This is a genomic window from Streptomyces sp. NPDC059816, from assembly GCF_042732055.1.
Classification (GTDB): domain Bacteria; phylum Actinomycetota; class Actinomycetes; order Streptomycetales; family Streptomycetaceae; genus Streptomyces.
This window is the reverse complement of the sequence record NZ_JBHWIQ010000010.1, coordinates 177101-201476: the sequence shown is the minus strand read 5'-3', so window position 1 is coordinate 201476 and position 24376 is coordinate 177101. Positions and strand designations below refer to the sequence as shown.

General features: G+C 73.9%; 21 protein-coding genes. 10 read left to right on the top strand and 11 right to left on the bottom strand.

From position 1 onward, the window contains the following. Window positions 1–796 precede the first annotated feature (796 nt). Window positions 797–3004, bottom strand: a complete 2208-nt coding sequence (locus tag ACFV88_RS15980; protein WP_385491081.1) for a phage holin family protein — start codon at window positions 3002–3004, stop codon at window positions 797–799. A 178-nt stretch (window positions 3005–3182) separates the two neighbouring features. Between ACFV88_RS15980 and ACFV88_RS15975 the strand changes: the two genes are divergently transcribed. Next, a complete protein-coding gene (locus tag ACFV88_RS15975) occupies window positions 3183–3821 on the top strand; it encodes a maleylpyruvate isomerase family mycothiol-dependent enzyme (protein ID WP_385491080.1) in 639 nt (212 codons plus the stop codon). 31 nt (window positions 3822–3852) lie between these two features. On the opposite strand, the gene ACFV88_RS15970 is transcribed toward ACFV88_RS15975, so the two are convergent. Next, entirely contained in the window at window positions 3853–4323 is a 471-nt protein-coding gene (locus tag ACFV88_RS15970) for a hypothetical protein (RefSeq protein ID WP_385491078.1), read from the bottom strand. Window positions 4324–4407: 84 nt separating this feature from the next. Here ACFV88_RS15970 and ACFV88_RS15965 point away from each other — a divergent pair, with 84 nt between their 5' ends. Continuing rightward, window positions 4408–5181, top strand: coding sequence for an MBL fold metallo-hydrolase (locus tag ACFV88_RS15965; RefSeq protein ID WP_385491075.1), 774 nt, complete (start codon window positions 4408–4410; stop codon window positions 5179–5181). Next, the gene (locus tag ACFV88_RS15960; protein WP_385491072.1) at window positions 5178–5804 is read left to right on the top strand and encodes a DedA family protein; all 627 of its coding nucleotides are present in this window, start codon (window positions 5178–5180) and stop codon (window positions 5802–5804) included. The genes ACFV88_RS15965 and ACFV88_RS15960 overlap by 4 nt, the downstream gene beginning before the upstream one ends. A 17-nt stretch (window positions 5805–5821) precedes the next feature. On the opposite strand, the gene ACFV88_RS15955 is transcribed toward ACFV88_RS15960, so the two are convergent. Both ACFV88_RS15955 and ACFV88_RS15950 read right to left on the bottom strand, forming a co-directional pair. After that, a complete protein-coding gene (locus ACFV88_RS15955) occupies window positions 5822–6898 on the bottom strand; it encodes an MBL fold metallo-hydrolase (protein ID WP_385491070.1) in 1077 nt (358 codons plus the stop codon). Then, the gene (locus ACFV88_RS15950) at window positions 6895–8166 is read right to left on the bottom strand and encodes an aminotransferase class I/II-fold pyridoxal phosphate-dependent enzyme (RefSeq protein ID WP_385491067.1); all 1272 of its coding nucleotides are present in this window, start codon (window positions 8164–8166) and stop codon (window positions 6895–6897) included. Before ACFV88_RS15950 ends, ACFV88_RS15955 begins: the two co-directional genes overlap by 4 nt. Before the next feature lie 310 nt (window positions 8167–8476). Between ACFV88_RS15950 and ACFV88_RS15945 the strand changes: the two genes are divergently transcribed. Then, entirely contained in the window at window positions 8477–9700 is a 1224-nt protein-coding gene (locus ACFV88_RS15945; RefSeq protein ID WP_385491065.1) for a serine hydrolase domain-containing protein, read from the top strand. Between the two features lie 140 nt (window positions 9701–9840). Here ACFV88_RS15945 and ACFV88_RS15940 read toward each other — a convergent pair whose 3' ends face one another. Continuing rightward, the gene (locus ACFV88_RS15940) at window positions 9841–10818 is read right to left on the bottom strand and encodes an ArsR/SmtB family transcription factor (RefSeq protein ID WP_385491062.1); all 978 of its coding nucleotides are present in this window, start codon (window positions 10816–10818) and stop codon (window positions 9841–9843) included. Window positions 10819–10902: 84 nt separating this feature from the next. Here ACFV88_RS15940 and ACFV88_RS15935 point away from each other — a divergent pair, with 84 nt between their 5' ends. Then, on the top strand, window positions 10903–12036 hold the full coding sequence (locus tag ACFV88_RS15935; RefSeq protein WP_385491059.1) for an alpha/beta fold hydrolase: 1134 nt from the start codon (window positions 10903–10905) through the stop codon (window positions 12034–12036). Between the two features lie 158 nt (window positions 12037–12194). Here ACFV88_RS15935 and ACFV88_RS15930 read toward each other — a convergent pair whose 3' ends face one another. Continuing rightward, window positions 12195–12743: a tellurite resistance TerB family protein gene (locus tag ACFV88_RS15930; protein WP_385491056.1), complete on the bottom strand. Its 549-nt coding sequence runs from the start codon at window positions 12741–12743 to the stop codon at window positions 12195–12197. Between the two features lie 284 nt (window positions 12744–13027). Here ACFV88_RS15930 and ACFV88_RS15925 point away from each other — a divergent pair, with 284 nt between their 5' ends. Continuing rightward, window positions 13028–14350, top strand: a complete 1323-nt coding sequence (locus ACFV88_RS15925; RefSeq protein ID WP_385491053.1) for an MFS transporter — start codon at window positions 13028–13030, stop codon at window positions 14348–14350. A 99-nt stretch (window positions 14351–14449) separates the two neighbouring features. Here the strand turns inward: ACFV88_RS15925 and ACFV88_RS15920 are convergent, their stop codons facing one another. Next, the gene (locus tag ACFV88_RS15920) at window positions 14450–14689 is read right to left on the bottom strand and encodes a DUF6158 family protein (protein ID WP_385491050.1); all 240 of its coding nucleotides are present in this window, start codon (window positions 14687–14689) and stop codon (window positions 14450–14452) included. Window positions 14690–14790: 101 nt separating this feature from the next. Beyond that, a complete protein-coding gene (locus ACFV88_RS15915) occupies window positions 14791–16410 on the bottom strand; it encodes an ABC-F family ATP-binding cassette domain-containing protein (protein ID WP_385491047.1) in 1620 nt (539 codons plus the stop codon). Window positions 16411–16516: 106 nt separating this feature from the next. Between ACFV88_RS15915 and ACFV88_RS15910 the strand changes: the two genes are divergently transcribed. Next, window positions 16517–18088 carry a bifunctional phosphatase PAP2/diacylglycerol kinase family protein gene (locus ACFV88_RS15910; RefSeq protein WP_385491044.1) on the top strand — a complete coding sequence of 524 codons (1572 nt, stop codon included), beginning with the start codon at window positions 16517–16519 and terminating at the stop codon, window positions 18086–18088. 211 nt (window positions 18089–18299) lie between these two features. Further along, entirely contained in the window at window positions 18300–19109 is an 810-nt protein-coding gene (locus ACFV88_RS15905; RefSeq protein WP_385491041.1) for a methyltransferase domain-containing protein, read from the top strand. Window positions 19110–19190: 81 nt separating this feature from the next. Here ACFV88_RS15905 and ACFV88_RS15900 read toward each other — a convergent pair whose 3' ends face one another. Next, complete coding sequence (locus tag ACFV88_RS15900) at window positions 19191–19883, bottom strand: GvpL/GvpF family gas vesicle protein (protein WP_385491038.1); 693 nt, start codon at window positions 19881–19883, stop codon at window positions 19191–19193. A 243-nt stretch (window positions 19884–20126) separates the two neighbouring features. Between ACFV88_RS15900 and ACFV88_RS15895 the strand changes: the two genes are divergently transcribed. Continuing rightward, window positions 20127–20480 carry a VOC family protein gene (locus tag ACFV88_RS15895; RefSeq protein ID WP_385491035.1) on the top strand — a complete coding sequence of 118 codons (354 nt, stop codon included), beginning with the start codon at window positions 20127–20129 and terminating at the stop codon, window positions 20478–20480. A gap of 211 nt (window positions 20481–20691) precedes the next feature. Continuing rightward, complete coding sequence (locus ACFV88_RS15890; RefSeq protein ID WP_385491032.1) at window positions 20692–21222, top strand: RICIN domain-containing protein; 531 nt, start codon at window positions 20692–20694, stop codon at window positions 21220–21222. Between the two features lie 60 nt (window positions 21223–21282). Here the strand turns inward: ACFV88_RS15890 and ACFV88_RS15885 are convergent, their stop codons facing one another. After that, a complete protein-coding gene (locus tag ACFV88_RS15885) occupies window positions 21283–23283 on the bottom strand; it encodes a DUF5107 domain-containing protein (RefSeq protein ID WP_385491029.1) in 2001 nt (666 codons plus the stop codon). Between the two features lie 85 nt (window positions 23284–23368). Then, the gene (locus tag ACFV88_RS15880) at window positions 23369–24307 is read right to left on the bottom strand and encodes an arginase family protein (protein ID WP_385491027.1); all 939 of its coding nucleotides are present in this window, start codon (window positions 24305–24307) and stop codon (window positions 23369–23371) included. Between the last annotated feature and the right edge of the window lie 69 nt (window positions 24308–24376).

The window sequence follows — 24376 nt, the reverse complement described above, 5'->3', positions numbered from 1 at the left end:
AGTTGGTCTAACGTCGTACGGAGCACAAAAGAAACGCCCCGACAGACCGTTGCGACCGGTCCGCCGGGGCTCCGCCAAAGACAGCTTTTGGGAGCTGACCGACGTATGCGAAACCTTATAGCCCGCGCCCTGGCATGGGTGCTCCGGCTGCTCTTCCCCGCTCGGGGCCGCCACCGTGTCCCGGAGCCGACCCGCCCCGCCCCCACGCCTGACCGCATCACAGTGTCCCTCGTCGGCCTCCGGGACCCGTTTGAACGCATCCCCGGGCACGCTGCGCACCTACCTGAGATCCCGCCCGTGCGAACCCCTGTGATTCAGCACATCAAGCGGGCGGAGGAACGGGCACGGCAGGAAGCCTCACGAGAAGCAGACGAAGTAGCGCAGCAACGCCAACGGCGCATCGCGCTCGGCCTTGCGGCGATGGGCATTGAGTATGCCTACGTTGCTACGTCGGGCGTGCACCAGGTGACGGGGGTGGGGATGTGACCCCCGATGTGTACCGGCGCGCGGTACAAGGGGAGCCCCGTGTCCCGTTCCGTGCCCTGTGCGTCCACTGCGCCACGGAAACCGCCGCGCCGGTCGCCGTAGGGGCGCTGTGGCGAAACAGCGGGCCCGTCACGACTCAGTACGCGTGCCCTGACTGCGCCGTGAGGCACGGGGCCACCCAGTAGCTTCCGCGGACAGCAAGCAAGCCCCGTTCGGCCAAGCCGGACGGGGCGCTTCTCTTGTGTGGGGCGCTAGGGTGTTTGGCATCCTTCCTGCGCGGGTGACCACCGCGCACCCGCGCAGGAACCGCCTACGCGCGGCGAACCGTACCCGCCCGCGTACGCCCAGGGTGCGTGAGCGAAACCGGCACCTGGGGACCTTCCGCAGCACCGAGCCAACAACGGAACAGCTCGTGCAACTGCTCCGCACCGACGAGCTCCCCGTGCTCGGCGAGCGCATCCGGCAGGTCGAGCGGCGACAGCAGGAACGGGAGGTTCTGGCTACCGCCGAGGCCGCCGTGCGAACCGATCTGCTCCTCGAAGGCGAGGACCTCGCCGTCCACGGGGTCGTACCAGGAGTTCACCATGACGTCCGCGACGTGCGGGAAGGAGTGGGTGCGGCGGACCGCCCGCGCGGCGCCGGGCCCGAACTCGGCGAGCGGGCCAAGATCGTGGTCCAGATCGGCCAGCGGGACCTCGACGCCGCGCGCGCCGAGCACCACCCCGCCGTGCACCTCGTCGGCGACCAGCAGGAACCCGATCCCGGGGTGGTTGGCCAGCGTGGACAGCAGCGCGGGGTGGCGGCGGTCGATCTCCTGGCGGGTCATCCGGTGCGGCACGTCGGGGAACGAGATCAGTCCCAGGTTCCCGGAGGCCAGGACGACGGGTTCGGAGCCGCGCGCCGGGGTGGCCGGGACGCGGGTCTCCTCGACGGGGCGGTGCAGGGCGGCGCGGACGGCGGCCCTGGCCTCGGCCCCGCTGTGGGTGCGGCCCGCGCGCCGGGGCACGGGCAGGCCGCAGCCCGCCCGCACCAGGTTGGCGAGCGTGAGGCCATAACGCCCGAGGAACGTTTCCCCGGGGCTCTGCCCGTGGTCGGACAGGACCACGATCCGGTAGGGGCGCGGGGCGTGGTCGGCGACCTTCGCGAGCAGGGCGAGGGAGCGGTCGAGGCGCATCAGCACGCGTTCCGTGTCGTGACCGCGGGGACCGGAGTGGTGGGCGACCTCGTCGTAGGCGACCAGGTCCGCGTAGACCGCGCCGCGGCCGGCGAGCATGTCGCCGATCACGGCGGCGACCACCACATCGCGCTCCACGACCGTCGCGAACGCCCGGATCAGGGGGTACAGCCCGCCCCGGGAGACCCGCGGTCGGTGCCGGCGCAGCCGTGCGTACGTGGACTGGCCCAGCTCCCGGGCGACCTCCGCGACGAAGGACAGGGCGGTGCGCACCGCGTTCGCCGGATCGCTGAAGTACGCGAAGTAGCCCGCGCGGGAACGGTTCTGCGGGCCCCGGCGCGCCGAGACGGACAGCACCAGCGCGAGTTGGTCGGCGCCACCGCTGAACAGGTTCCCGCGGCTGGCGCCGTCGACGGTGAGCAGGCCGCCGTCGCCGGTGCGTCGGACGGCCCGGCGCTGGAGTTCGGCGGCGCTGGTGGGACGGTTGCACACCATCACCTCGCCGGTGTCCTTCTCGTACCAGCGGAAGGCGGGGACGTCGTGGTTGCTGCCGTGCAGGATGCCCAGTTGGCTCGCCCCGGTCTGACTGGACCAGTCGGTGCGCCAGGGGCTGAGGCGGTGGGTGGGGGGCGACGGGGCCTCGCGATCGGAGCGATCGGAGCCGCCGGAGCCGGCGGAGCGGTCCGGGCCGTCGGGGGCGCCGAGCCAGGCGGCGATCGTGGGCATCAGTCCCTTGCCGACCGCGGAGAGCAGGACGTCGTGGCCGACGCCGTCGAGTTGGAGGAACACCGTGCCCGGGGTGCGTGGGCATCCGGGGTCAGGGTCGCGGCGGCGGCGCCGGTCGGCCAACCGGGAGAGCCGGCGGCGGTAGGCGTCGTCGTCGCGGACCGCGAGGGCCGCGCCGGTCGCCGAGGCGACCGCGGACATCACCGCGGCGACGACCACGGCGGTCTCCGGTGCGACCTCGCCCCGGCCCGCCGGGTTGAGGCGCATCGCGAGGAGCAGCAGGGAGCCGTTCAGGAAGAAGACCAGCAGACCGAGGACGAGGGCCGGGACGAGCAGCAGGGTGCGCACCAGCAGGGGCCAGACCACGGCGCTCAGCAGGCCGAACGCTCCGGCGCCGAGTGCTGCGGTGATCGCTATGCGGGTGGCGCTGTCGCCGTCGGGTGACTGGAGGCGGAAGTCCGGCAGGATGCCGGCGAGGACGAGCATGGTGAGCGTGCTGACCGCCCACACGGTGATCGAGCGCCATGCGGCACTGATGATCCTCCGCCATCGTGTCGTGGCCACTCGCCGTTCCACCCGCCTCACGCGCTCTTGGTTCTGCGTTCCAGCCTTGCACATCCGTGATGGGGAGCCGTCCGGCGTACGGGGGCGCGATAGAAGGGGTGGGTGCGCCCTGCTCCTGGTGCGCACGCCGGTCCGCGAGCCCTCCACACCCCACCACCCCATAAGCATCGGTGCTAGCTGGCAGCACTTTTCGCTCTTGGACTTATGGGATGGTGGCGATCATGCTCGGGGCATGGGTGAACGCACGGACGACGACTTCGTCAGGGACGCCATCGCTGCCGAGCGCGGGGAGCTGGCCGACCTCTTGGACACGCTGCACCCCGAGCAGTGGGACGCCCCCTCCCTGTGCGCGGGGTGGCGGGTGCGGGAGGTCGCGGCGCACATGTCGCTGGGCTTCCGGTATCCGCTGCCCCGGGTGCTGTGGGAGCTGGTCCGCGCCCGGGGCGGTCTGCACCGGATGACGGACCGCCGGGCCCGCGCGGACGCGGCGGCGCTCGGGACCCCCCAGCTCGCGGCGGCCCTGCGCGACCACGCCCGCCATCCGTGGCGTCCCCCGGTCGGCGGGATCGCGGCGGCGCTCGGCCACGACGTGGTGCACGGTCTGGACATCACGGTGGCCCTGGGGCTGGACCGCGAGGTGCCGCACCAGCGGCTGCGTCCCCTGCTGGAACGGGTGACGGTCAAGTCGGGGCGGTTCTTCGGCGCGGACCTCACCGGGGTGCGGCTCGTCGCCGACGACCTCGACTGGTCCTTCGGTACGGGTCCCGAGCTGGTGGGCCCGGCCCAGGAACTCCTGCTCGTCGCCTTCGGGCGCAAGGTTCCCGGAGCACGGTTGCGGGGCGCCGCGCGGGAACGGTTCGGCACAGACTGAGCCCCGCGTACGGACGCGCCCCCGGCCAGGGTCAGCGGCCGTCGTAGCCCGCGGTCGGCATCGACAGCCTGCGGTGCACCCGGGCCTTCATCTCGGCGTTGTAGGCGGGTTCCTCGCTGCCGACCGTCTCCACGCGCACCCCGCGCCGGGCGCACTCCTCGGTGAACGCGTCCACCGAACTGAGCGCCCGCTCCAGGACCCGACGGCTCGGAGCCACGAACAGGTCGACCTGGCCCTCGTCCACGTCCACCCACAGCGCGCAGTGGTCGTGCCGGAGCGCGTGCACGAGGAGTTCGCTGGTGATGACGTACCCCTGGGCGGCGGCCCAGCGGGCGCACATCGCGTACTGGCTGCGGGAGTCCACCAGGAACGGCTCGGCGTCCAGTTCCTCCAGCGGGGTGAGGCTCGCGATCGCCGCGACCCGGACCGTGCCCGGTGCCTCGCCGGCCCCCTCGCAGCCGTCGCCGCCGTCGCCGCCAAGGCCGCCAACGCCGCCATTCATGGGGTGCCCCTCACGTCATCGTTCGGGCGTCGACCCTATCGCTGCCCGTAGGCTCGGGGGGAGTCGCGCGGAGGAGGAAAAGCGGTGCCGGTGGAGATCACCTGGTGGGGGCACGCCACCTGCACGGTCGAGGACTCGGGGACCCGGGTGCTCACCGATCCGCTGTTCGCCCGGCGCCTGGCGCACCTGCGGCGGCGCCGCGGCGCCCTTCCCACGGAGCGTGCGCGGGCGGCCGATCTGGTGCTCGTCTCGCATCTGCACGCCGACCACCTGCACGTGCCGTCGCTCGCCGCGCTGCCGCCCGGTACCCGGGTCGTGGTGCCGCGCGGTGCCCGGCGGGCGGTACCGGCGCTGCGCCGGCTCACCGGGTTGCGGATCACCGAGATGGGACCGGGCGAGGAGGCCACGCACGGCGATCTGGTGGTGCGGGCGGTCACCGCCGCGCACGACGGGCGGCGCCTGCCGGTGGGTCCCCGGCACATCCCGGCGCTGGGTTTCGTGGTGAGCGGCGAGGCCCGCACCTACTTCGCGGGGGACACGGGCCTGTTCGAGGGGATGGCCGCCGAGGTGGGGCGGGTGGACGTGGCCCTGTTGCCGGTCGGCGGCTGGGGACCGTTCCTCGGGCACGGGCACCTGGACGCGGGCCGGGCGGCGGAGGCGGCGGCCCGGTTGGCGCCGGGTTGCGCGGTGCCGGTGCACTTCGGCACCTACTGGCCGATCGGCATGGACGGGGTGCGCCCCCACGAGTTCTACTCCCCCGGCGACGAGTTCGTGCGGCTGACCGCCGCCCGCGCGCCCGAGGTGGCGGTGCACCTGCTCGGGCACGGCGAGAGCGTCCGGCCGGAGGTCGACCGGTGAACTGGCTGGCCGCTTCCGCGGTGCCTCCCGAGTCCACCCAGCAGGCCCTCGGTTATCCGTCGCTGTTCCTGCTGGTGCTGATCGGTGCGCTGGTGCCGGTGGTGCCGACGGGCGCCCTGGTGAGTTCGGCGGCGGTCGTCGCCTTCCACCAGACCGTGCCGTTCGCCCTGCTCGCGGTCTTCGCGGTGGCCGCCCTGGCGGCGCTCACCGGGGACCTCGCGCTCTACTGGCTGGGTCAGCGCGGCATACGGTCCAAGGGCGGTTCGCGCTGGCTCGCGGCGATCCGCGCGCACGCCCCCGCGGACCGGCTGGAGCGGGCGCAACAGGGGCTCCGGGACCACGGGGTGACGGTCCTGGTGCTGTCCCGGCTGGTCCCCGCGGGCCGCGTCCCGGTGATGCTCGCCTGTCTGATGGCCGAGTGGCCGCTGCGCCGGTTCGCCCGGGGCGCCGTACCGGCCGCCCTGGCCTGGGCGGTGACGTACCAACTGATCGGCATCCTCGGCGGGGCGCTGTTCGCGGAGCCCTGGGAGGGAGTCGCCACGGCGGTGGGGCTGACCCTGCTGCTGAGTGCGGTGCCCGCCCTGTGGCGGCGGCTGCGCGGTCCCCGGTCCACTCCGGGCTGACCACCGGCAGGGGGGCGTCAGCCCGCGGGCAGCAGCCGGCTGCCGCCGACGGGGAGGTCCCACAGGTCGTCCCGGTCGAGTCCGGCCGCGCGCCAGGCGGCCCGTACCCGGGTGAGGGGTTCGAGGACGGGTTCGGCCGAGAGCAGGAAGGTCGCCCAGTGCATGGGGGCCATCCGTCGGGCCCCGAGGTCGCGCGCGGCCCGGACGGCCTCCTCCGGGTCGCAGTGCACGTCCCGCAGCCACCAGCGGGGTGCGTAGGCGCCGATCGGCAGCAGCGCCAGGTCGATGCCCGGATAGCGGCGGCCGATCCGACCGAACCAGTGACCGTATCCGCTGTCCCCGGCGAAGTAGACCCGCCGCCCGTGCGCGTCGGTGAGCATCCAGCCGCCCCACAGGCTGCGACAGGTGTCGAGGAGGGTGCGCTTGGACCAGTGGTGCGCGGGCACGAAGTCGAAGCGGACCCCGCCCAGCGCGGTGCCCTGCCACCAGTCGAGTTCCGTGACCCGGCTGAACCGCCGCCGGTGGAACCAGCGGCCGAGGCCCGCGGGGACCAGTACGGGGGTGTCGCGGGGCAGCCGGCGCAGGGTGGGGGCGTCCAGGTGGTCGTAGTGGTTGTGGCTGATGACGACGGCGTCGACGGGCGGCAGCGCGTCCCAGGCCACCCCGACGGGGGTCACCCGCGCGGGGGTGCCGAGGATGCGGCGGGACCAGACGGGGTCGGTGAGTACGGTCAGCCCGCCGATCCGCACCACCCAACTGGCGTGCCCGACCCAGGTGACGGCGACCGTCCGGGCGTCGGTGCGGGGCAGCGGCCCGGGGTCGTACGGCAGTGCCGGGATGTCCCGGAGCGCTTCGGGACCGGGTCGCAGGGCGCCCTCGCGGGCGAACCGGGCCAGGCCCCGCAGTCCGGGCAGCGGAGCGGTGAGCCGGTCGGCGAAGGACGCGGGCCACAGTTGGCGCGGCGCGGACGGGACCGTGTCGGGGGCCGGACGGGGCGCGGTCGTCGGTGCGGTGGAGCCGGTTGCCGGCCGCGGGGGGTCATCGGCATCGGGCCGCCCCGTCGGCCGGGTCGGCCGGGTCTGGGGGGCGGTCATCGGGGCGGCTCCCTTCGCCGGGTGTCGGTGAGCAGGCCGTCCAGGACCGCCGCGAAGCTCGTGAGTGCCTCCCGTACCGGGGGTTCGGCCAGCGGTTCGGCGGCGGCGAGGGTCGCGGCCCGCTCCGGGGCGGTGGCGCCGAGGAAGGGCTCGGTGGGGAGGCGGACCCGTAGCGCGCCCAGGTCGTCGCCGAAGCGGTGCCCGCCGGGGACGGGCGTGCCGAGCAGCCCGGTGAGGTGGTCCTCCAGTTCCTGGGCGTCGCCGACGCCGCGGGCGGTGAGCGCCGCGCGCAGCGGCCCGAGGTCCGCGTACAGCTGCCGTCCGGCGCGGGGCGGCAGCGCCAGGGCGCCCGCCCGCCGCAGCTCCCGGTGCACGGCGGCGGCGAGCACGCCGTGGACCCGGGCGACGGCGGAACCCCGGGCCGTGGCCTCGGCCGGCTCGGTGAGCGCGTGCGCCGCCGCGGCGGCGACGGGTGTCGCGAGGAACGCCCCGGTGCCCGCGAGGACGTCCAGCACCAGGTCGTGGAGGGCCGCGCCCCGGTCGGTGGCGGGGAACCGGGCGACCGCGGCGGGCCACGCACCGGGCAACAACGCGCCGGCCAGGTCGATCAGCACGGTCACCCCGTCCGGCAGCATCCCGGCGGGAGGGGCCAGCACGGGCCCCGGGCCGTCCGGACCGGGGTGGACGGTGTCCCGCCAGGTCTCGTCGCTGACGATGTGCAGTCCCGCCCCGGCGGCGGCCTCGACGGCCTCGTGGAGCACCTCGGGCGGGGCGACCGTACCGGTGGGGTCGTCCGCGACGGCGAGCACGAGCAGCCGGGGGTCGCCGCCCTCGGCGCGCACCCGCCGCACCGTCTCCAGCAGCGCGTACGGGTCGGGGACCCCGCCGCACTCCGCCGGAGTCGGCACCGGGTACGCGGTGCGCCCCAGCAGCCGGGCCTCGGGGATCCACCAGGCGGCGCAGGGGCGCGGCACCAGGACGTCACCGCCCAGCGCGGCGGCCAGGGCGAGCAGCAGCACGGCCCCGCCGGGAGCGGCGGCGACCTGGTGCGGCCGGACCGCGAGCCCGCGCCGTGCCCAGTACCCGCACGCCGCGTCGCGCAGCCCGGGGCCGCCGCCGACCGGTTCGGCGGGCCCGTGCACGGCGGCGGCGAGGGCACGGGCCGTTCCCTCCGGTACGGGCTGGCCCGTACCGGGCAGGGTGGGTGCGTAGCGGAGCGGGCCGTGGCCGGTCGGCGGGCCGTGGTCCGCCTGGTCCGTCCGCCGCATGTGCGCCTCCGCGATTCCGGCACCGGGCCCGGTGCCTCCCGGTCTCGTACCCAGGGTTCCGCCGATGGGGGGCGTGCGCTACCGGACGGGAGCGGTCACGAACCCCGGTGCGCCCCGGGTACGCCTCGCCGTCCGGGTCCGGCGACGGCCGCCCGGGGGTTCGGCGGCGAAGCGGAGCCGGCCCGGTCGGACGGCGCCACTCGGGTGACGCCAACAGGTGCCCGGCGGACGGGAGTCAACCCGGAGCCGGGCCGGACGGTCCTCCTGTGCAGCAATCGTCGACCGGTCGTACGAACGAAGGAGCAGACGCATGGCTACGAGGAGTTGGACGCGGACGGGGATGGTCGGGATCGCGGCGGCGACCGTCCTGGCGACCGTGTTCACCGTCCCGGCACAGGCCCAGGGCAGCACCGGCGGAACGGGCCACGGGGCGACCCAGCGCGCGTTCGAGCTGGTGGTGCGCAACGGGGTCTACGGGATCACGGGGCAGGCACGGGACGGGCACGGGGTGTGGAAGGACGCCGCGGGCGTCGGCAACGTCAGGACGGGGGCGCCCCGCGGCAAGGACGACCGGTTCCGGATCGCCAGCATCACGAAGACGTTCGTGGCGACGGTCCTGCTCCAGCAGGAGGCCGAGGGCAAGCTCGACCTGGACGACACGGTGGAGCGGTGGCTGCCCGGCCTGGTGCGCGGCAACGGCCACGACGGCCGAAACATGACGGTCCGTCAACTGCTGAACCACACCAGCGGGGTGTACGACTACCTGAACGACCCGGACTACACCCGGGACTACATGTACGCCCCGAACTACCTGCACAACCGGTTCAAGGCCCGTACTCCCAAGGCCGCCGTGGCAGTGGCGATGCAGCACCCGCCCACTGCCGCGCCGGGTGCCCACCACGCGTACTCGAACACCAACTACGTACTGGCCGCGCTGGTCATGGAGAAGGCCGGCGGGCGCTCCTACGAACACGAGGTGCGGGAGCGGATCATCAAGCCGCTGAAGCTGAGCGGCACGGTCGTGCCGGGCAACACCGTGGGCCTGCCGAAGCCGAGCAGCCGCTCGTACTCCAAGCTGTCGCCGGACCTCGCCGCGCCGAAGGTCTACGACGTCACCCTCCAGAACGGCACCCAGGCCTGGGCCGACGGGGACATGATCTCCAGCGCGAGCGACCTGACCCGCTTCTTCAGTGCGCTGCTCGGCGGCAAGGTGCTGCCTCCGGAGCAGCTCGCGGCGATGAAGACCCTGGTGCCCAACGCCGCGGACCCGGACACCGGCTACGGCCTGGGCCTGATCAAGACCAGGACGGCGTGCGGCACCACGGTCTGGGGGCACAGCGGCGGCTGGCTGGGCTCCTTGTCGCTGGCCGTCACCACGGAGGACGGGAAGCACTCGCTGGCCTTCAACGTGAACAGCGACTGGAGGGGCGACGACCTGGCCGCGCCCCTGAACGCGGAGTTCTGCGGAACGGAACCGGGCGGGGCGCAGCATGCGAAGGGGGCGCAGGGGGTCACCCCGCTGCCCGTGCGGTGACGGGTTCGCCCGCCCCGGCCTCGAACCGGGGCGGCCCCGTCCGGGGGAGGGCGGGGTGAACACGCCCGGCGGGGCGAGCTGAGCACCGGTGCGGGTGGGGCCGCCCGCCCCGGCGGCGGGCTCCGGGCGGCCCTCGCCGGTCAACCGGCGGGCGGGCCGCCCGTCAGCAGCAACTCCGCCAGGGGCGTGCGCACATGGCTCACCGAACGGCCCGTGCGGGTGGTGGTCAGAAGACCAGCGGCCCGTAGGGCCGAGGCGTGCGCCGAGGCGGTGGCGTCGCTGACGCCGACGCGGCGCGCCAACGCCGTGTTCGTGGACGGTTCCGCCAGGGCCCGCAGCAGGGCCAGCCGGGTGCGTCCGAGGACTCCCGCGAGGGGTTCGGCCGGGGAGCCGACTGCGCCCGGGGCGGGCGGCAGCCCCCGGCCCGCGGGGTAGGCGAGCGCGGTCGGACGGTCCGGCAGCCCTTGGACGAGCGGGCCGCGACGCCAGTGGAACGTCGGGCGCAGGACCAGTCCGCGACCGTCGAGGCGGACGTCCCGCACACCCGGGACGTCCGAAGGCGGCCACTCCCAGACTCCGTCCCGCCACCGCGACCCCGGCGCCAGGTCGATCAGTGCGACACCGAGGCCGTGTGCGGCGACGGCGAGGGCGAAGCGGGTGAACTCCGCTCGGTGCAGGTCCTGGACCAGGGGCCACACCGGCGCGAGTACCGTCCCGTGGGCCGCGCGCTGCGCCCGGTCCCAGGTCCGCCAGGCGTCGGTGTCCCCGCCGTGCAGTGCACGGAGCCACGGCGGGGCCGCCCGGCGCCCGTACGCCTGCTCGATCCCGGACCGGACCGACTCCGGGCGGGCCGACCGGATCAAGGCGATCCCCTCGTCCAACGTGTCGCCGAGGACGTCGAGGAAACGCGGGGCCCGCCCGTTCGGCGCCAGGTCCGCGAGCGGTTCGGCCGCGCCCGGCAGGGTCCGCCGCAGTCTGTTCCGCCAGCGCCCGAAGAGCAGTTCCTCGTCCCGGGAGCCCAACATCAGCAGGGCGGCGTGCAATTCGGGTACGGGCGAGGGGCGCGGGGCGAAGCGGACCCGAGTGAGGTCGTCCGCCGTGAAGTGGATCCGGGTCACGCACCTCTCCCCCCTGTGGGCAAGCCTTTCGGCACCGGCCGCATGCTTCGCCCGGGCACCGTGCCCACCCCCAGGATGCCGCTCATGCCCCTTCCTCCCGCGCCCGGTCGCCGCGCCTTCGCCAAGACCGCCCTCCTCGGCGCCACCGCCCCGTTCCTCGCGACCACCGCCCCCGGCCCGGCCGCGGCATCCGGGCGTTGCGGGGCGGCTCGCCTCCGGTTGCCCGGGCCCACCGGGCCGTACGCGGTCGGTGCCCGGGTCCTGCACCTCGTCGACAGCTCGCGCAACGACCCGTGGGCGCCCGGGATCGGCGTGCGCGAACTCATGGTCACCGTTCTCCGGCCGACCCCGGCCGGCCGGGGCTTCCCGCGCGTTCCACAGCTCACTCCCGGCGCCGCAGAAGCGTTCGCCCTGCTCGCCCACCGGGTCAGGCCGCATCTGCCGGCCGCCGGGGTCGACTGGTCCTCCACTCTGACCCGCGCCCTGGCCGGGGCCCCGCCGCTGCCCGGTCCGCGACCCGTACTGCTCTACAGCCCGGGTGGCGGCGACGCCCGATCGATGGGCAGCTCGCTGGCGATCGACCTGGCCTCGTACGGTTGGACCGTGATCACGGTCGACCACCCCGGGGACGCGAGCGAGGTGGAGTTCCCCGACGAGCGGCCGGGCCGCGACCGGGTCCGGACGACCGTGCTGCGGCCGGAGCTCGACGCGGCGACCTTCCGCACCGTGATCGACACACGGGTCGCCGACCTCCGCTTCGTCCTCGACGCCCTCGGCCCGGAGCGGGTCGGGGTCTACGGACATTCCGCGGGCGGCACCGCGGCCGTGCAGGCGCTCCACGAGGACCGGCGGATCGCCGCCGCGGTCAACCTTGAGGGGTACCTCGACCAGCTGGACGGCGAGCTGTTGCCGGTGGCCCGCGAGGGCACGGACCGGCCGCTGCTCCTGGCCGGCACCGACGGCTTCCGCAACGCCCGGTTGGACCGGTCCTGGGCAGCGCTCCTCGCCCACGCGGGCCCCGTCACCCGACGGCAGTTGGACGACACCGCGCACTGGGTCTTCACCGACTACGCGGCCCTGGTCCCCCAGCTCCACGAGGCGGGCCTGATGAGCGCTGCCGGACGTGCCGCCATGGTGGGCGGGGCGGATCCGCGCGTCACCGTGCCCATGGTGCGCGGGCTCGTCCGGTCGTTCTTCGCCCGGCACGTGCGCGGGTGAGGCGGCGTCCTCGCCTTGAGGGCTCGCTCTTGCCGGGACGGGCACCCCGGCCCGTCCCCAGCGGTGTCGTCACTGCCGGGGAGCGGACCGTGCGTGCACGGGAGCCCTGGGCGTCCCCCTGCTGGGGGACCCGGCAGAGGGCCTGGTCAGAGGCCTGGTCAGAGGCCGAACTCCTGCGGGGACACCCCGAGCGCGGTGCACGCCTCCCGCAGGACCTGTGCCTCCGCCTGGGCGATGTACCCGTCGGCTCCGGCGACGACGAAGCCGGTCTGTACGACCGCCTTGGCCTCCACCGGCTTCTTCGCGGCCTTGGCGATCTCCTGGAGGGCCTCGGTCTTGCCCTGCGGGAAGTTGAACATCAACTGGTCCACGTGCTTGTTGAACCGCTGCCGGAGCTGCTCGGGCGGGAAGTTCTGCAAGACGTCGTTCTGGAGGATCAGGGACTCCACGTGCTGCCGCTCGGCCGGGTCGACCGATCCGTCAGCCGCTGCGACCAGGGCACAGATGGCCATGCTGGCGTCCCGGTAGGAACCGCTCTTGAGCTCCGTCTTGAGGGAGGTGAGCTGGGACTTGAGCAGGCCCACGAGCTGGGCCTTCGATCCGCCGCCGGACCCCGATCCCGACGGCGCGTGGCCACCGGAGCTCCTTGCTCCCTGTGCCTGCTGCAATCCCTTGGCCTGGTCCTTGATCCGGTCCCACATCGCCATCCGTGCCACCTCGGTTACCCGTTTGCTCGTCCGCGTGCGTTCCGCCCGCCCTGGTGAGAACGCGCATCGGCACGTCGAAGTTCCACGGCCGGCCCACCCGGTGAGGCACCTTCAGGGTCCCCCCGTCCGGAGGGTCGTCCGGAGCGCGGTGATGCCGGCTCGACGGTCGGTGGCACGAGCGAGCACCACGGCACGCTCCGGTACGCGGACTTCACCTGTGGCAGCCTCGACTTCACATGAACGGCTACGGCACGGAATCCTCCCCGGAAGGAGCGTTGGACGGCATGAGTCGAGGTGTGCGCGGTGGCCTCCTGTTTCACCACCGCGACTTCCGACTGCTGTGGTGCGGGGAGACCGCCGGCAAGTACGGTGCGGCCGTCACCGGGGTGACCATCCCGCTGCTCGCGGTCTCCACCCTGGACGCCACCACCTTCGAGGTCGGTCTGCTGAGCGCCACCGCGTGGGCGCCCTGGCTGCTCATCGGCCTTCCGGTGGGCGTCTGGGTGGACCGGTGGCGACGCAGACCGGTCATGTTGGCCGCCGCCGCGGTCTCCCTCGTGCTCTTCGCCTCGGTCCCGATCGCCGCGTGGACGGGCTGGTTGAGCATCGGGCTGCTGTTGGCGGTCGCCCTGTCGACGGGTACGGCCGCCGTGTTCTTCCACACCGCGTACAGCGCCTATCTTCCCAGCATCCTGGAACCCGAGGACCAGCCCGAGGGAAACGCCAAACTGCACGGCAGCGCCTCCGCCGCACAGATCGCCGGGCTCGGCTCGGGTGGCTTGATCGCGCAACTGGCGGGGGCCGTGAACGGGCTGCTCGCCAACGCCGCGACGTTCCTCGTCTCGCTGCTCTGCCTGGCCGGCATCCGGCACCGCGAACCACGCGTCACCAGGGCCGAACGCCGCCCCGCAACGCTGTTCGGCGAAGTGCGCGAAGGACTGGGGCTGATCGCGGGCGACCCCTGGCTGCGCGCCTTCACCCTCTTCGGGGCCGCATCGAACCTGGCCCTGATGGGGTACCAGTCGATCCAGGTGGTCTTCCTGGTGCGCACCGTCGGCCTGGGCCCCGGCCTGGTGGGCACGCTCGTCGCGGCCACCAGCGCGGGGGGCGTGGCCGGAGCGCTCTTCGCGCGCCGGGTCGCCGGCCGGATCGGCACGGCCCGCGCCACGTTGCTGTTCGAACTGGGACTTCCCACGCTGGCCCTGCTCATTCCGTTCACCGTCGACGGGGCCGGCGTCCTGTTCTTCCTGGCCGGTGGATTCTGCGTCTCCGCCGGGGTGGTGGCCGGCAACGTCATCAAGGCGAGCTTCCAACAGCGGTACTGTCCGCCGGATCTCCTCGGTCGCCTCACCGCGAGCACGGCGTTCCTCGGCTACGGCACGATCCCCCTCGGCGCCCTGCTGGGCGGGGCACTCGGAACCGTGCTCGGCCTCCGTACCGCCATCGCGGTCATGGCGGCAGCGGTCCCGCTCGCCGCGCTGATCCTGGTGTTCTCCCCGATCCGGCGGGCCCGCGACCTGCCGACGTCCCCCGGCCCGACGAGCGGGTCCCGCCGGCCGCCGGAACCCCCTGAGGTCGCCGACGAGTCGGCCGTGGCCCGTCACTGACCGGGAGCGGGTCGTCGCCCCGGGCGGAGCCCGCCGGCACCGTGCACCCGGGCGCTGGCCCATGCGTACCGGCCAGCATCACTCGTGGGCCCGGCGTCCTCAGGGGGTTCCGGGGACGGGGCTCCGCTCGCGTGCGCCCTCCCGCGTCCGACCGGGGGCCACGGGACGTCGCGGATGTCGGCGCAGGTACTCCCCCTCCAGCTCGGCCATCCGCGCGTTGTGCACGCGCAGCGCGTCGTTGGAGCCGTGCAGCAGGGTGTCGTGACGGGTCCGGTGAATGGTCTCCAGCTCCCGCATAAGTTGCTGGTCGTCCAGACGCGCGGGATCGACTCCGGTCATGGCGGCACCCCACTCCCAGTCGGGGACGTCCTCCTCCCACTGTCCTCGCTGGACCGCCGCACCGCCTGTCGGACCCGCCGGTAGCGGGCGGTCACGGCGGGTCAGCGGCTGCGGACGACCCGTCGTTCGTCCCAGACCGGCTCCGGGGTCTCCCGTACCCGTCCGTCGCTGCCGAACACGAGGAACCGGTCGAACGCACGCGCGAACCAGCGGTCGTGGGTGACGGCGAGCACGGTGCCCTCGAACGCCTCAAGACCCTCCTGGAGGGCGTCCGCCGACTCCAGGTCCAGGTTGTCCGTGGGCTCGTCGAGGAGCAGCGCGGTGGCCCCGGCCAGTTCCAGCAGCAGGATCTGGAAGCGGGCCTGCTGTCCGCCCGACAGGCGGTCGAAGCTCTGCTCGGCCTGGGCGGTGAGCTCGTAGCGGCGCAGCAGCGAGGAGGCCGCCCCGCGGTCCTTGGCGTGCTCGCGCCAGAGGATGTCGAGCAGGGTGCGCCCCTCCAGTTCCGGGTGCGCGTGGGTCTGGGCGAAGTGCCCGGCGACGACCCGGGCGCCCAGCTTCCAGTGCCCCGTGTGGGCGACCTCGCCCCCGGCGAGCAGCCGCAGGAAGTGGGACTTGCCGGAGCCGTTGGAGCCGAGCACGGCCACCCGTTCGCCGTAGAAGACCTCCAGGTCGAACGGCTTCATGAGGCCGGTCAGCTCCAGCTGCTCGCAAGTGATCGCACGCAGCCCGGTGCGTCCGCCGCGCAGCCGCATCCGGATGTCCTGATCGCGGGGTGGCTCGGGCGGCGGCCCGGCCTCTTCGAACTTGCGCAGCCTGGTCTGTGCGGCCTTGTACCGGGAGGCCAGCTCATGGCTGATCTCGGCGGCCTGGCGGAGGGTGAGCACCAGCTTCTTGAGCTGGGCGTGCTTCTCGTCCCAGCGCCGTCGCAGCTCCTCGAAGCGGGCGAACCGTTCCTTGCGGGCCTCGTGGAAGGTGTCGAAGCCGCCGCCGTGCACCCAGGCGTCGGCCCCGGCAGGCCCGGGTTCCACGCTCACGATCCGTTCGGCCGAGCGGGCCAGGAGCTCCCGGTCGTGGGAGACGAACAGGACCGTCTTGCGGGTCTCCCTGAGCTGCTCCTCCAGCCAGCGCTTGCCGGGGACGTCGAGGTAGTTGTCGGGCTCGTCGAGGAGCAGCACCTCGTCGGTGCCGCGCAGCAGGGCCTCCAGGACGAGGCGCTTCTGTTCGCCGCCGCTGAGGGTGCGCACCTCGCGCCACTGCGCGCTCTCGTAGGGGACGCCCAGGGCCGCCGTGGTGCACACGTCCCACAGCGTCTCGGCTTCGTAGCCGCGCACCTCGGCCCAGTCGGAGAGGGCCTGGGCGTACCGGATCTGGGCGGCCTCGTCGTCCACCGTCATGATCGCGTGTTCGGCGCGGTCCACGGCCTCGGCCGCCGCGCGGATGCGCGGTTCGGCCACGGAGACCAGCAGGTCGCGGACGGTCGACTCGTCGCGCACGGAGCCGACGAACTGTCGCATCACGCCGAGCCCGCCGGTGACGGTGACGGTGCCGCCGTGGGGTTTCAGCTCCCCGGAGAGCAGGCGCAGCAGGGTGGTCTTCCCGGCGCCGTTGGGACCGACGAGCGCCATCACCCTGCCCTCGCCGACACGGAAGGAGACGTCACCGAGCAGAGTCCTGCCGTCGGGGAGGTGGTACTCGAGGTGCGCGGCTTCCAGGTGTCCCATGAGGTCGCATTCTCCGTGCTGGAGGGGGTCAGGGCCAAATGGATTTCGTCCGGTGCGGGATCACGGCGATCCGAGCGGGTAAGCGACCGGAATGCACCCAGATCACATGAACGGCTTCGGACCGACCTTCGGCGACCCGGCGCGCCGCTTCGGCCGGGCGGTGTACGAACGGCTGCGGGAGCTGCCGTCGCGACTGCCGGACCGGTCGGGCGGACCGCAGGTGCCGCCCTCGCTGCGCGAGCGGCTGGCCGCCGCGGACACCTGGCTGTTCGAGTCCGTCGCCGATCACCACTGGCCGTACGGGGACCGGGTGCTGCCGTCACTGAGCCGCTGCGCCAACCACGGGGTGCTGTGGGGCGCGGTCGCGGCGGGCCTGGCGCTGACCCGGTCCCCGCGGGCCCGGCGGGGTGCGGTGCGGGGCATGGCGTCGCTGGCGGTGGCCTCGGCGACCATCAACACGCTCGGCAAGCGGTCGGTGCGGCGGCCCCGGCCGCTGCTCGACGCGGTGCCCCTGGTCCGCCAGCTGAAGCGCCAGCCGATCACGACCTCGTTCCCCTCGGGGCACGCGGCGTCGGCGGCGGCGTTCGCGGCGGGGGTGGCGCTGGAGTCCCGGGGCTGGGGCGCGGTCGTGGCGCCGCTGGCCTTCTCGGTGGCGTTCTCGCGCGTCTACACGGGTGTCCACTATCCGGGCGACGTGCTGGCGGGTGCGGCACTCGGGGTGGGTGCGGCCTTCGCGGTGCGGGGTCTGGTGCCGACCCGCGACCAGATGCCGTCGCCCGGACGTCCCCTGGTGGACACGCCCGCGCTGCCCGGCGGGAAGGGGTTGGTGATGGTGGTGAACACGGGGGCGGGCACCCCGGACCGAGTGCGAGCCCTGCGGGACGCCCTGCCGTTGATGGAGGTCGTGGAGTCGGCGGGCGGCGATCTGGTCCGGGACCTGGACCGGGCGGCGACCCGGGCGGTGGCGCTCGGCGTGTGCGGGGGCGACGGGACGGTGAACGCCGCGGCGGCCACCGCGCTCCGGCACGGACTGCCGCTGGCGGTGCTGCCGGGCGGCACCCTGAACCACTTCGCGTACGACCTGGGGGTCGAGGACCCGCAGGACCTGGTCCGTGCGGTGGAGCGCGGGGACGCGGTCGCCGTGGACGTGGGGCGCTTCCGGTCGGGTCCCGAAGGCACCTCGGGGATCTTCCTCAACACGTTCAGCCTGGGGGTGTACCCGGAGCTGGTGCACGAGCGGGAGCGGTGGTCGGGGCGGATCGGCGGGCGGCTCGCGGACGTCGTCGCGGCCTTCCACGTGCGACGCAGGGGGCGGCCCCTGCGGGCGGTGGTGGACGGCAGGCGGCGGGCCCTGTGGCTGCTGTTCGCGGGGAACTGCACGTACAGCCGGATGGGGTTGACCGCGGGGCGGCGGGTGGACCTGGCGGACGGCCTGTTGGACGTGCGGGCGGTGCACGGCGGCCGTTGGCCGGGCGTACGGCTGTTGGGGGCGGCGCTCGCCGGACCGCTGTCGCGCTCGCCCCTGCACGCGGCGGTGCGACGCCTGCGCCTGCGGGTCGAGGGCGTCGCACCGGGGACGCAGTTGGCGTACGACGGGGAGATCGGCCCGTGCGGTCCGGTGTTGCGGGTCGACAAGCTCCACGAGGCGCTGACGGTGTACCGCCCGCTGACCTTGTGAGCCACTCCAATCCCAAATATCAAGACAGACTGTCTCACCATGCGACCGAATGCGTACCGTGGAGGGACGGTCCGCGGCGCTGCGCCGCGGGCCCCTGGCGCCGTGCGCCGGTCACCCGACCGGGCGGGCGCGGGGCCGTGGTCCCACCCGCGCCGCCGGCCGGGCGGAACCTCGGGCGGGGACCGGGAACAAGGGGACAGGGGAGCAGAAGATGTCGAAGGACACCGCCGTCTACACGCACGGCCACCACGAGTCGGTGCTGCGGTCGCACACCTGGCGGACCGCCGCGAACTCCGCCGCCTACCTCATCGGGTCGCTGACCCCGGGCATGACCGTGCTGGACATCGGCTGCGGCCCCGGCACCATCACCGCGGACCTGGCCGCGCTGGTCCCGGACGGGCACGTCACGGGGGTGGACCGGGCTCCGGAGATCCTGGACCAGGCCCGTGCCACGGCCGCCGCCCGCGGCCTGCACCACACGGACTTCGCCGTCGCGGACGTCCACGACCTCGACTTCCCCGACGACTCCTTCGACGTCGTGCACGCCCACCAGGTGCTCCAGCACGTGGGCGATCCGGTGCGGGCGCTGTCCGAGATGCGGCGGGTCACCCGGCCGGGCGGGCTGGTGGCCGTCCGGGACGCCGACTACGCGGCCATGGTCTGGTACCCGGGCGCCCCGGGGCTGGACGACTGGCTGGACCTGTACGAACGGGTGGCGCGGGCGGGCGGCGGGGAACCGGACGCGGGGCGACGGCTCAAGTCCTGGGCGCTGGCCGCCGGGTTCACCGACGTGACCGCGTCCGCCAGCACCTGGTGCTTCGCCACCGAGGAGGAACGGGCCTGGTGGGGCGGGCTGTGGGCGGACCGTACGGTGGCCTCGGACTACGCGGACCGGGCCGTCGTGGGCGGCCACACCGACCGGGCGGGGCTCGACGCGGTGGCCGGGGCCTGGCGTGAGTGGAGCGCCGCGCCGGACGCCTGGTTCTCGGTGGTGCACGGGGAGGTCCTGTGCCGGGTCTGAGGAGCGGAGCCGGGCGGACCGCCACCGCGTAGGAACACGTCCGGTGTTCGGGGCCCGGTCGAACGGGCCCCGAACCGCGGGTCAGCCGTCGCCGTACGGGGCGGGCGTGAAGGAGTACGGCGCCCAGGGGCCGGACAGCGACACCTGGGGCCCGCGGCGCGCACCCCGGTCGGCCCGGTGGCGTTCGACCGCTTCGACGAACTCCTCGCAGGCCCCGCGGGGCACGAGGTACGCGGCGCGCAGCAGCACCGGCTCCACGGGGCCGGCCGGGGTACCGAACCGGCCCGGCGGGTCGAGCCTGGCGGCGTCGGCCAGCCTCGACAGCCGGTCGTGCAACTCCCTTACGGGGTCGGCCCCGTCGACCTGCGCGGCGCCCGGTGCGGCGAGGGTGACGGTCACCTCCCATTCCACGCGGTCCGCGAGCCGGTCCAGCGCCCGGTCCAGTCGGTCGGCCTCCGCCGCCAGCAGGACCCGCACCGCGCTGTCGTCGGGGAACACCGCCCCCGGCCGGACGGGCAGCGGAGTGGTGACCGTCGTGAGGGCGGCGACGACCGCCTCGTGGGACCGGATGAGGTCGGCCCGCCACTGAGGGTCGTCCAGGTGCGCGCGCAGTGCGTCGCCCTCGAAGTCACGCGCGGGCACGGTGCTGACGACCGCGACGAGGGAACCGTGTCGCAGTTCCTTGGGCGGGGCTCCGGCGACGCCCCGGAGATCGACCTGGATGGGTGCGTTCCAGGGGCGGCAGACGGCGTACAGGTAGCGCGGATCGGTCATGGTCCCCAGCCTTCCCTCCGCTCCCCCCGAGCCGGCGTTTCCCGGGCCCGGCCGCGCGCACCCGGGGCGAGGACCAACCGATCGGGGTACTCCCCCGGAGCATCGCTGCTCGGCTACCCGCCCGGCGCCCCCGTACACCCCAGCGCACCGCCCCCGGACCGTCCCGGATCGCCCCGAACCGCCCCGGTCGGCCTTCGGACGAAACGATCACCTGACGCACAGTCCGCAACTAGGCTCGCCCGCATGGAGATCCTGGGAACCACACTGCGCATCTGCGTCACTGATCTGGAGTCTTCGGTGGCCTTCTACGAGCGGTTGACGGGAAGTCGGGCCCTGCGCTTCGAACGGGGCGGGGTGTCGGCCGCCGCCGTCGGCTGCTTCCTGCTGATGAGCGGACCCGAGGACGAACTCGACGTACTGCGCCGGGTGACCGCGACCATCGCCGTCCGGGACCTGGGCGAGACGGCCGCGGCACTCGACGCGTCCGGCGCGAAGGTCCTCGCGGGCCCCGTGGACACCCCGGCCGGGCGCAACCTGATCGCGGTGCACCCGGACGGTTCGGTGTTCGAGTACGCGGACCGGGGAGCGGGACGCTAGCTCCTGTCGGCACACGACTCGCGGGGTGGGTTCGTGGTCAAGCACGACTTCACCTGGCGCCGCACCCGGTTCCCTTCCGTCCTCACCCGAACGGCTGAACCGAGTGGCCTGCACCGTTTCCCACAGCCTCGGCTGGCAAGCATCCTCCTGCCGTGGGGCAGGCCCGTCACGACACGCTGCCCCGGAGAACACGAGGAACTGAGGTGTCGTCATGCGTACTCGTCACAAGGCGTTGACCGCTCTGGCCGTCTTGGCCGCCGCCGTGGGGGTCATCACCGGTCCTGCAGCACTCGCCGCACCGGAAGCCGCCGTGTCGGCCGATCCACCGGGAACCCAGGTCTCCGTCGAGACCTTCGCCAGCAAGTGCCTCGACGTGCGGACCGAGGACAGTGGTGCTCCCCTGGTGCAGGCCGACTGCGACAGCAACTCCCGTACCCAGCGGTTCTGGGTGAACACCGTTTCCGGCGGTGTGGAGATCCGGACCGCCGGGAACCTGTGTCTCGATCTGGAGGCCGCGAAGCGCGGCAACGGGACGAGGATCATCCAGTACCCCTGCGGAACGCTCCCCCGGTTCACCCAGACCTTCCTGACCTTCCCGACCGGCACTGGACTGTCCACGATCCACACCGTTGACCTCAGGTGCTTCGACGTCGAGAACGCCGATGAGGCGGCCGGTGCGGGCATCATCCAGTACAGCTGCAGCGGCGACTCCAATCAGAGTTTCCGGCTCCGCGAGATCTAGCACCACCGACCAGCAGCCGGGCGGTCCCGGTGGGAAGCAGCTGAAGACTGCGGCCGGTGCTCAGTCGCCGGTCGTCCGTCCGTCCCCGGGGGCGGGCGGACGCATCCGGAAGTCGTAGCGGGCGGGCAGGGGTTCATCGCTGACCCGCGCCCACAGCTGCCCGAGGACCTCGGCCCCCTCCTTCAGGTCCGCCACCTCGAAGCCCTCGGCGAAGACCGCACGGACCGCCTCCGGATCCCCTTCGGCGAACAGCAGTTGGGCTTCGACCAGCCGGAAGGCACCCCGGGCCCGGACCGCGGCGGGCAGTTGCTCCCACACCCGTCGGGCCTCGGCGGTGCGCCCCACGGCGATCAGCGCGGCGAGTGCTTCCCGGCCGAGCGCTGCGGTGGTGGCGGTCCACTCCGGTCCGTCGTCGTGGCGTTCCCCGCACAGGGCGTCGAACGCCTCGGCGTAGTGGTCGGCGGCCCGTTCGGGGAAGCCCTCGACCTGGTCGGCCGCGGCGAGGGCGCGCAGCAACGGCCAGCGCGACGGGGCGAGGACGAGGCCCCGCTCCCAACTGCGGACGGCCTGGGCCCGGTCGCCGGCGTGCCACTGGGCCACACCGAGGTGGTACTCGGTGTGGGGCTCGGCGAGTGCCGTCTCCAGCATGTCCCGCCAGGGCGGGGCGACCAGACTGGGGCCGGGCGGCGCGGCGGGGTCCGGCACCGGGAAGTCCCCGGTGCTCAGCAGTGCGTGCCAGGGTTCCTGGTCAGGTCCGAGGTGGGCCTCGTCGAAGGGGGTGCCGGGGAGCTTGTAGCCGCCGCGCAGCACTTCGAGGGCGCCCCAGCCGGAGCCGGTGGCCAGGGTCTCGACGGGTTCGGCGTCGGCGTGCGGGAGCCAGGCGGCGTACGCGGCGTCGACGGCCTCCCGGGGCAGGGCCGCGGCGAGTCGGTCCTCGGTCTCGGCCCGGGCCGCGGCCCAGTCGTCGCCGTGCACGAGCCCGGGGTCCGCGCCGAGCGGTCCGTACGCCTCCAGCCAGCTGAACTCGGCGCCCGCGTCGAGACGGACGTGTTCCAGCTGGGTCCGGGCCAGGCCGGCCTGGATCTCGGCGTACCCGCCGGTGCCCGGCTCGGTGAGCCAGTCCTGCCAGCGCCGGCCGCCGGTGCCGTTGCCCCACAGGAACAGCTTCCGGCCGCGCAACGGGTCGGTGGAGGTCTGCACGAGACCGTGTCCGTCGCCGTCCAGCGCGGCTATCCAGCGGCGCTGCTCGTCGGGCAGGTCGTAGAAGTAGTCGGCCGGGTGGACGCTGCGCAGCGGGTAGGTCAAATCGACGCCGTCGAGTGCGGGCACGGGGACCTTGCGCAGGGAGCGTGTGTAGCCGAAGTGCCAGGCCTCGTCGGCGGGCGCGAGGACCCGGCGTTCCTCGGGGACGGCGATGTTCGACCACCAGTACACGGGGGCCTGCTTCTCGTGCGGGTTGCGGATGCGGACCCCGACGTACAGGAAGTCGGAGTCCGCGGGCAGCCACAGGTCCACCTGGAAGGGGAGGTCGCGCAGCCGCTCCCACTCCCACAGCCGAAGCATCGACCCGCCGTCGGGGGCGGGGACGACCGCTGCGTGGTGCGGGGCGCAGGACAGGGCGCCGTGGCCGGTGGCGCCGATGTTCCACTCGATGCCACCGGAGTACCAGGCGCCGTTGAGGGCGAAGTCCGCCGGCTGGAACACCGGGTTGGTGTAGAGGAGGTCCCGTCCGGTGGGCTTGTGGTGGAGGGCGTGGATGCGACCGCCGAGTCCGGGCAGCACGGTGACGCGCAGCTTGTCGTTCTCGATGACGATCGTGTCGAGGACGGTGGCCGTACGGTCGCGCCCGTACCCGTCGAGGATCCGGGCGGGCAGGGCGCTGCGGAGCGGTTCGTAGCCGATCTGACGGGCCATGTCCCGGGGGAGCCCGACCAGCGAACGTTCGTCCAGCTCGTGGACCTCGTGCCGGGACCGCAGCGGCGGCAGCGGGTTGGCGCTGCCCAGCGCGGCGGCGGGCAGGGTCAGGGTGTCGCGGTGGATCGTCGTGGCCGTCGGCGTCAAGGCGGCAGCCTCTCCTTCTTCGGTTCCCGTCCTCACGATGACCATGGAACAGCGCCGGGCCCGTCCTGACCAGGGTTTTCGCCGGTTACGTTTCCGCCAAGGTTTTCCCGGTCGCCGCCGGGCCGCCCCGGGCGGCGGGGAAGGCGTCCACCACCAGGTCGGTGAGCAGGGCGCCCGCGGTGCCGTCGGGGTCGAGGTCGGGGTCGTAGATGGTGATGTTGATGCCGGCGCAGCGCGGTGAGGCGAGCAACGGCCGCAGCAGGTCGGTCACCTCGTGGGGCAGCAGTCCGTCCGGGTCGGGGCTGTCGACGGCGGGCATCACGGACGGGTCGAGGACGTCCGCGTCGAGGTGGACCCAGAACCCCCGGTGGGTGTCGGAGGCGAAGCTGCGCTCGGCGGCCCGTGCGAGGTCGGCCGCGTCCGACCGCCGGACCTCCCCGACGGTGGTCACCGGGATGTGCAGTGCGGCGAGTTCCGTACGGTCCTCGTCGACGTCCCGGATGCCGAAGAGGCGGACGTCCTCGTCCTTGAGGTAGGGCTTCAGGCCCTCCAGGTCGGCGAGGGCGTCCGGGCCGCGTCCGGTGGCGATCGCCAGTTCCTCGCCGGCCGCCGCGCCGATCCGGTCGGAGTTCCCGGGGTGCCGGAAGTCGGCGGAGGCGTCGACGGCGACCAGTCCGTAGCGGCCGACCCGGCGCAGTGCGAGCGAGGCGCCCAGTTGGACGGAGCAGTCGCCGCCGAGGACGAGGGGGAGGTCGCCGGCGGCGACGTGGGCACCGATCCGGTCGGCGAGCCGCACGGTGTACGCGGCGATCGCGTCCGCGTGGAAGACGCCGTCCCCCTCCTGCCAGTCCCCCCGGTCGTAGCGGGGCGCGACCACGACCCCGCCGTCGACCGCCCCCAGCCGCTGGACGATCCGCTGGTCCCGCAGGGCGCCGGCGAGTTTGTGGCAGCCGGGGACCGTTCCGGGAGCGGGCGGGCGAAGGCCCAGGTTGGAGGGTGCGTCAAGAACCACGATCCGTCGCATCGGGCCATCCTGGACGGCGACGACCCCGATGACAACGCCGTTGTTCCGTCGGCCCGTTGGCGTCGGGGG

Bases quoted from the DNA above. Each gene is read 5' to 3' on its own strand.
- ACFV88_RS15980 (WP_385491081.1), bottom strand. From the start codon at position 3,004: ATGTGCAAGGCTGGAACGCAGAACCAAGAGCGCGTGAGGCGGGTGGAA.
- ACFV88_RS15975 (WP_385491080.1), top strand. From the start codon at position 3,183: ATGGGTGAACGCACGGACGACGACTTCGTCAGGGACGCCATCGCTGCC.
- ACFV88_RS15970 (WP_385491078.1), bottom strand. From the start codon at position 4,323: ATGAATGGCGGCGTTGGCGGCCTTGGCGGCGACGGCGGCGACGGCTGC.
- ACFV88_RS15955 (WP_385491070.1), bottom strand. From the start codon at position 6,898: ATGACCGCCCCCCAGACCCGGCCGACCCGGCCGACGGGGCGGCCCGAT.
- ACFV88_RS15950 (WP_385491067.1), bottom strand. From the start codon at position 8,166: ATGCGGCGGACGGACCAGGCGGACCACGGCCCGCCGACCGGCCACGGC.
- ACFV88_RS15945 (WP_385491065.1), top strand. From the start codon at position 8,477: ATGGCTACGAGGAGTTGGACGCGGACGGGGATGGTCGGGATCGCGGCG.
- ACFV88_RS15935 (WP_385491059.1), top strand. From the start codon at position 10,903: ATGCCCCTTCCTCCCGCGCCCGGTCGCCGCGCCTTCGCCAAGACCGCC.
- ACFV88_RS15930 (WP_385491056.1), bottom strand. From the start codon at position 12,743: ATGGCGATGTGGGACCGGATCAAGGACCAGGCCAAGGGATTGCAGCAG.
- ACFV88_RS15925 (WP_385491053.1), top strand. From the start codon at position 13,028: ATGAGTCGAGGTGTGCGCGGTGGCCTCCTGTTTCACCACCGCGACTTC.
- ACFV88_RS15920 (WP_385491050.1), bottom strand. From the start codon at position 14,689: ATGACCGGAGTCGATCCCGCGCGTCTGGACGACCAGCAACTTATGCGG.
- ACFV88_RS15915 (WP_385491047.1), bottom strand. From the start codon at position 16,410: ATGGGACACCTGGAAGCCGCGCACCTCGAGTACCACCTCCCCGACGGC.
- ACFV88_RS15910 (WP_385491044.1), top strand. From the start codon at position 16,517: ATGAACGGCTTCGGACCGACCTTCGGCGACCCGGCGCGCCGCTTCGGC.
- ACFV88_RS15905 (WP_385491041.1), top strand. From the start codon at position 18,300: ATGTCGAAGGACACCGCCGTCTACACGCACGGCCACCACGAGTCGGTG.
- ACFV88_RS15900 (WP_385491038.1), bottom strand. From the start codon at position 19,883: ATGACCGATCCGCGCTACCTGTACGCCGTCTGCCGCCCCTGGAACGCA.
- ACFV88_RS15895 (WP_385491035.1), top strand. From the start codon at position 20,127: ATGGAGATCCTGGGAACCACACTGCGCATCTGCGTCACTGATCTGGAG.
- ACFV88_RS15890 (WP_385491032.1), top strand. From the start codon at position 20,692: ATGCGTACTCGTCACAAGGCGTTGACCGCTCTGGCCGTCTTGGCCGCC.
- ACFV88_RS15880 (WP_385491027.1), bottom strand. From the start codon at position 24,307: ATGCGACGGATCGTGGTTCTTGACGCACCCTCCAACCTGGGCCTTCGC.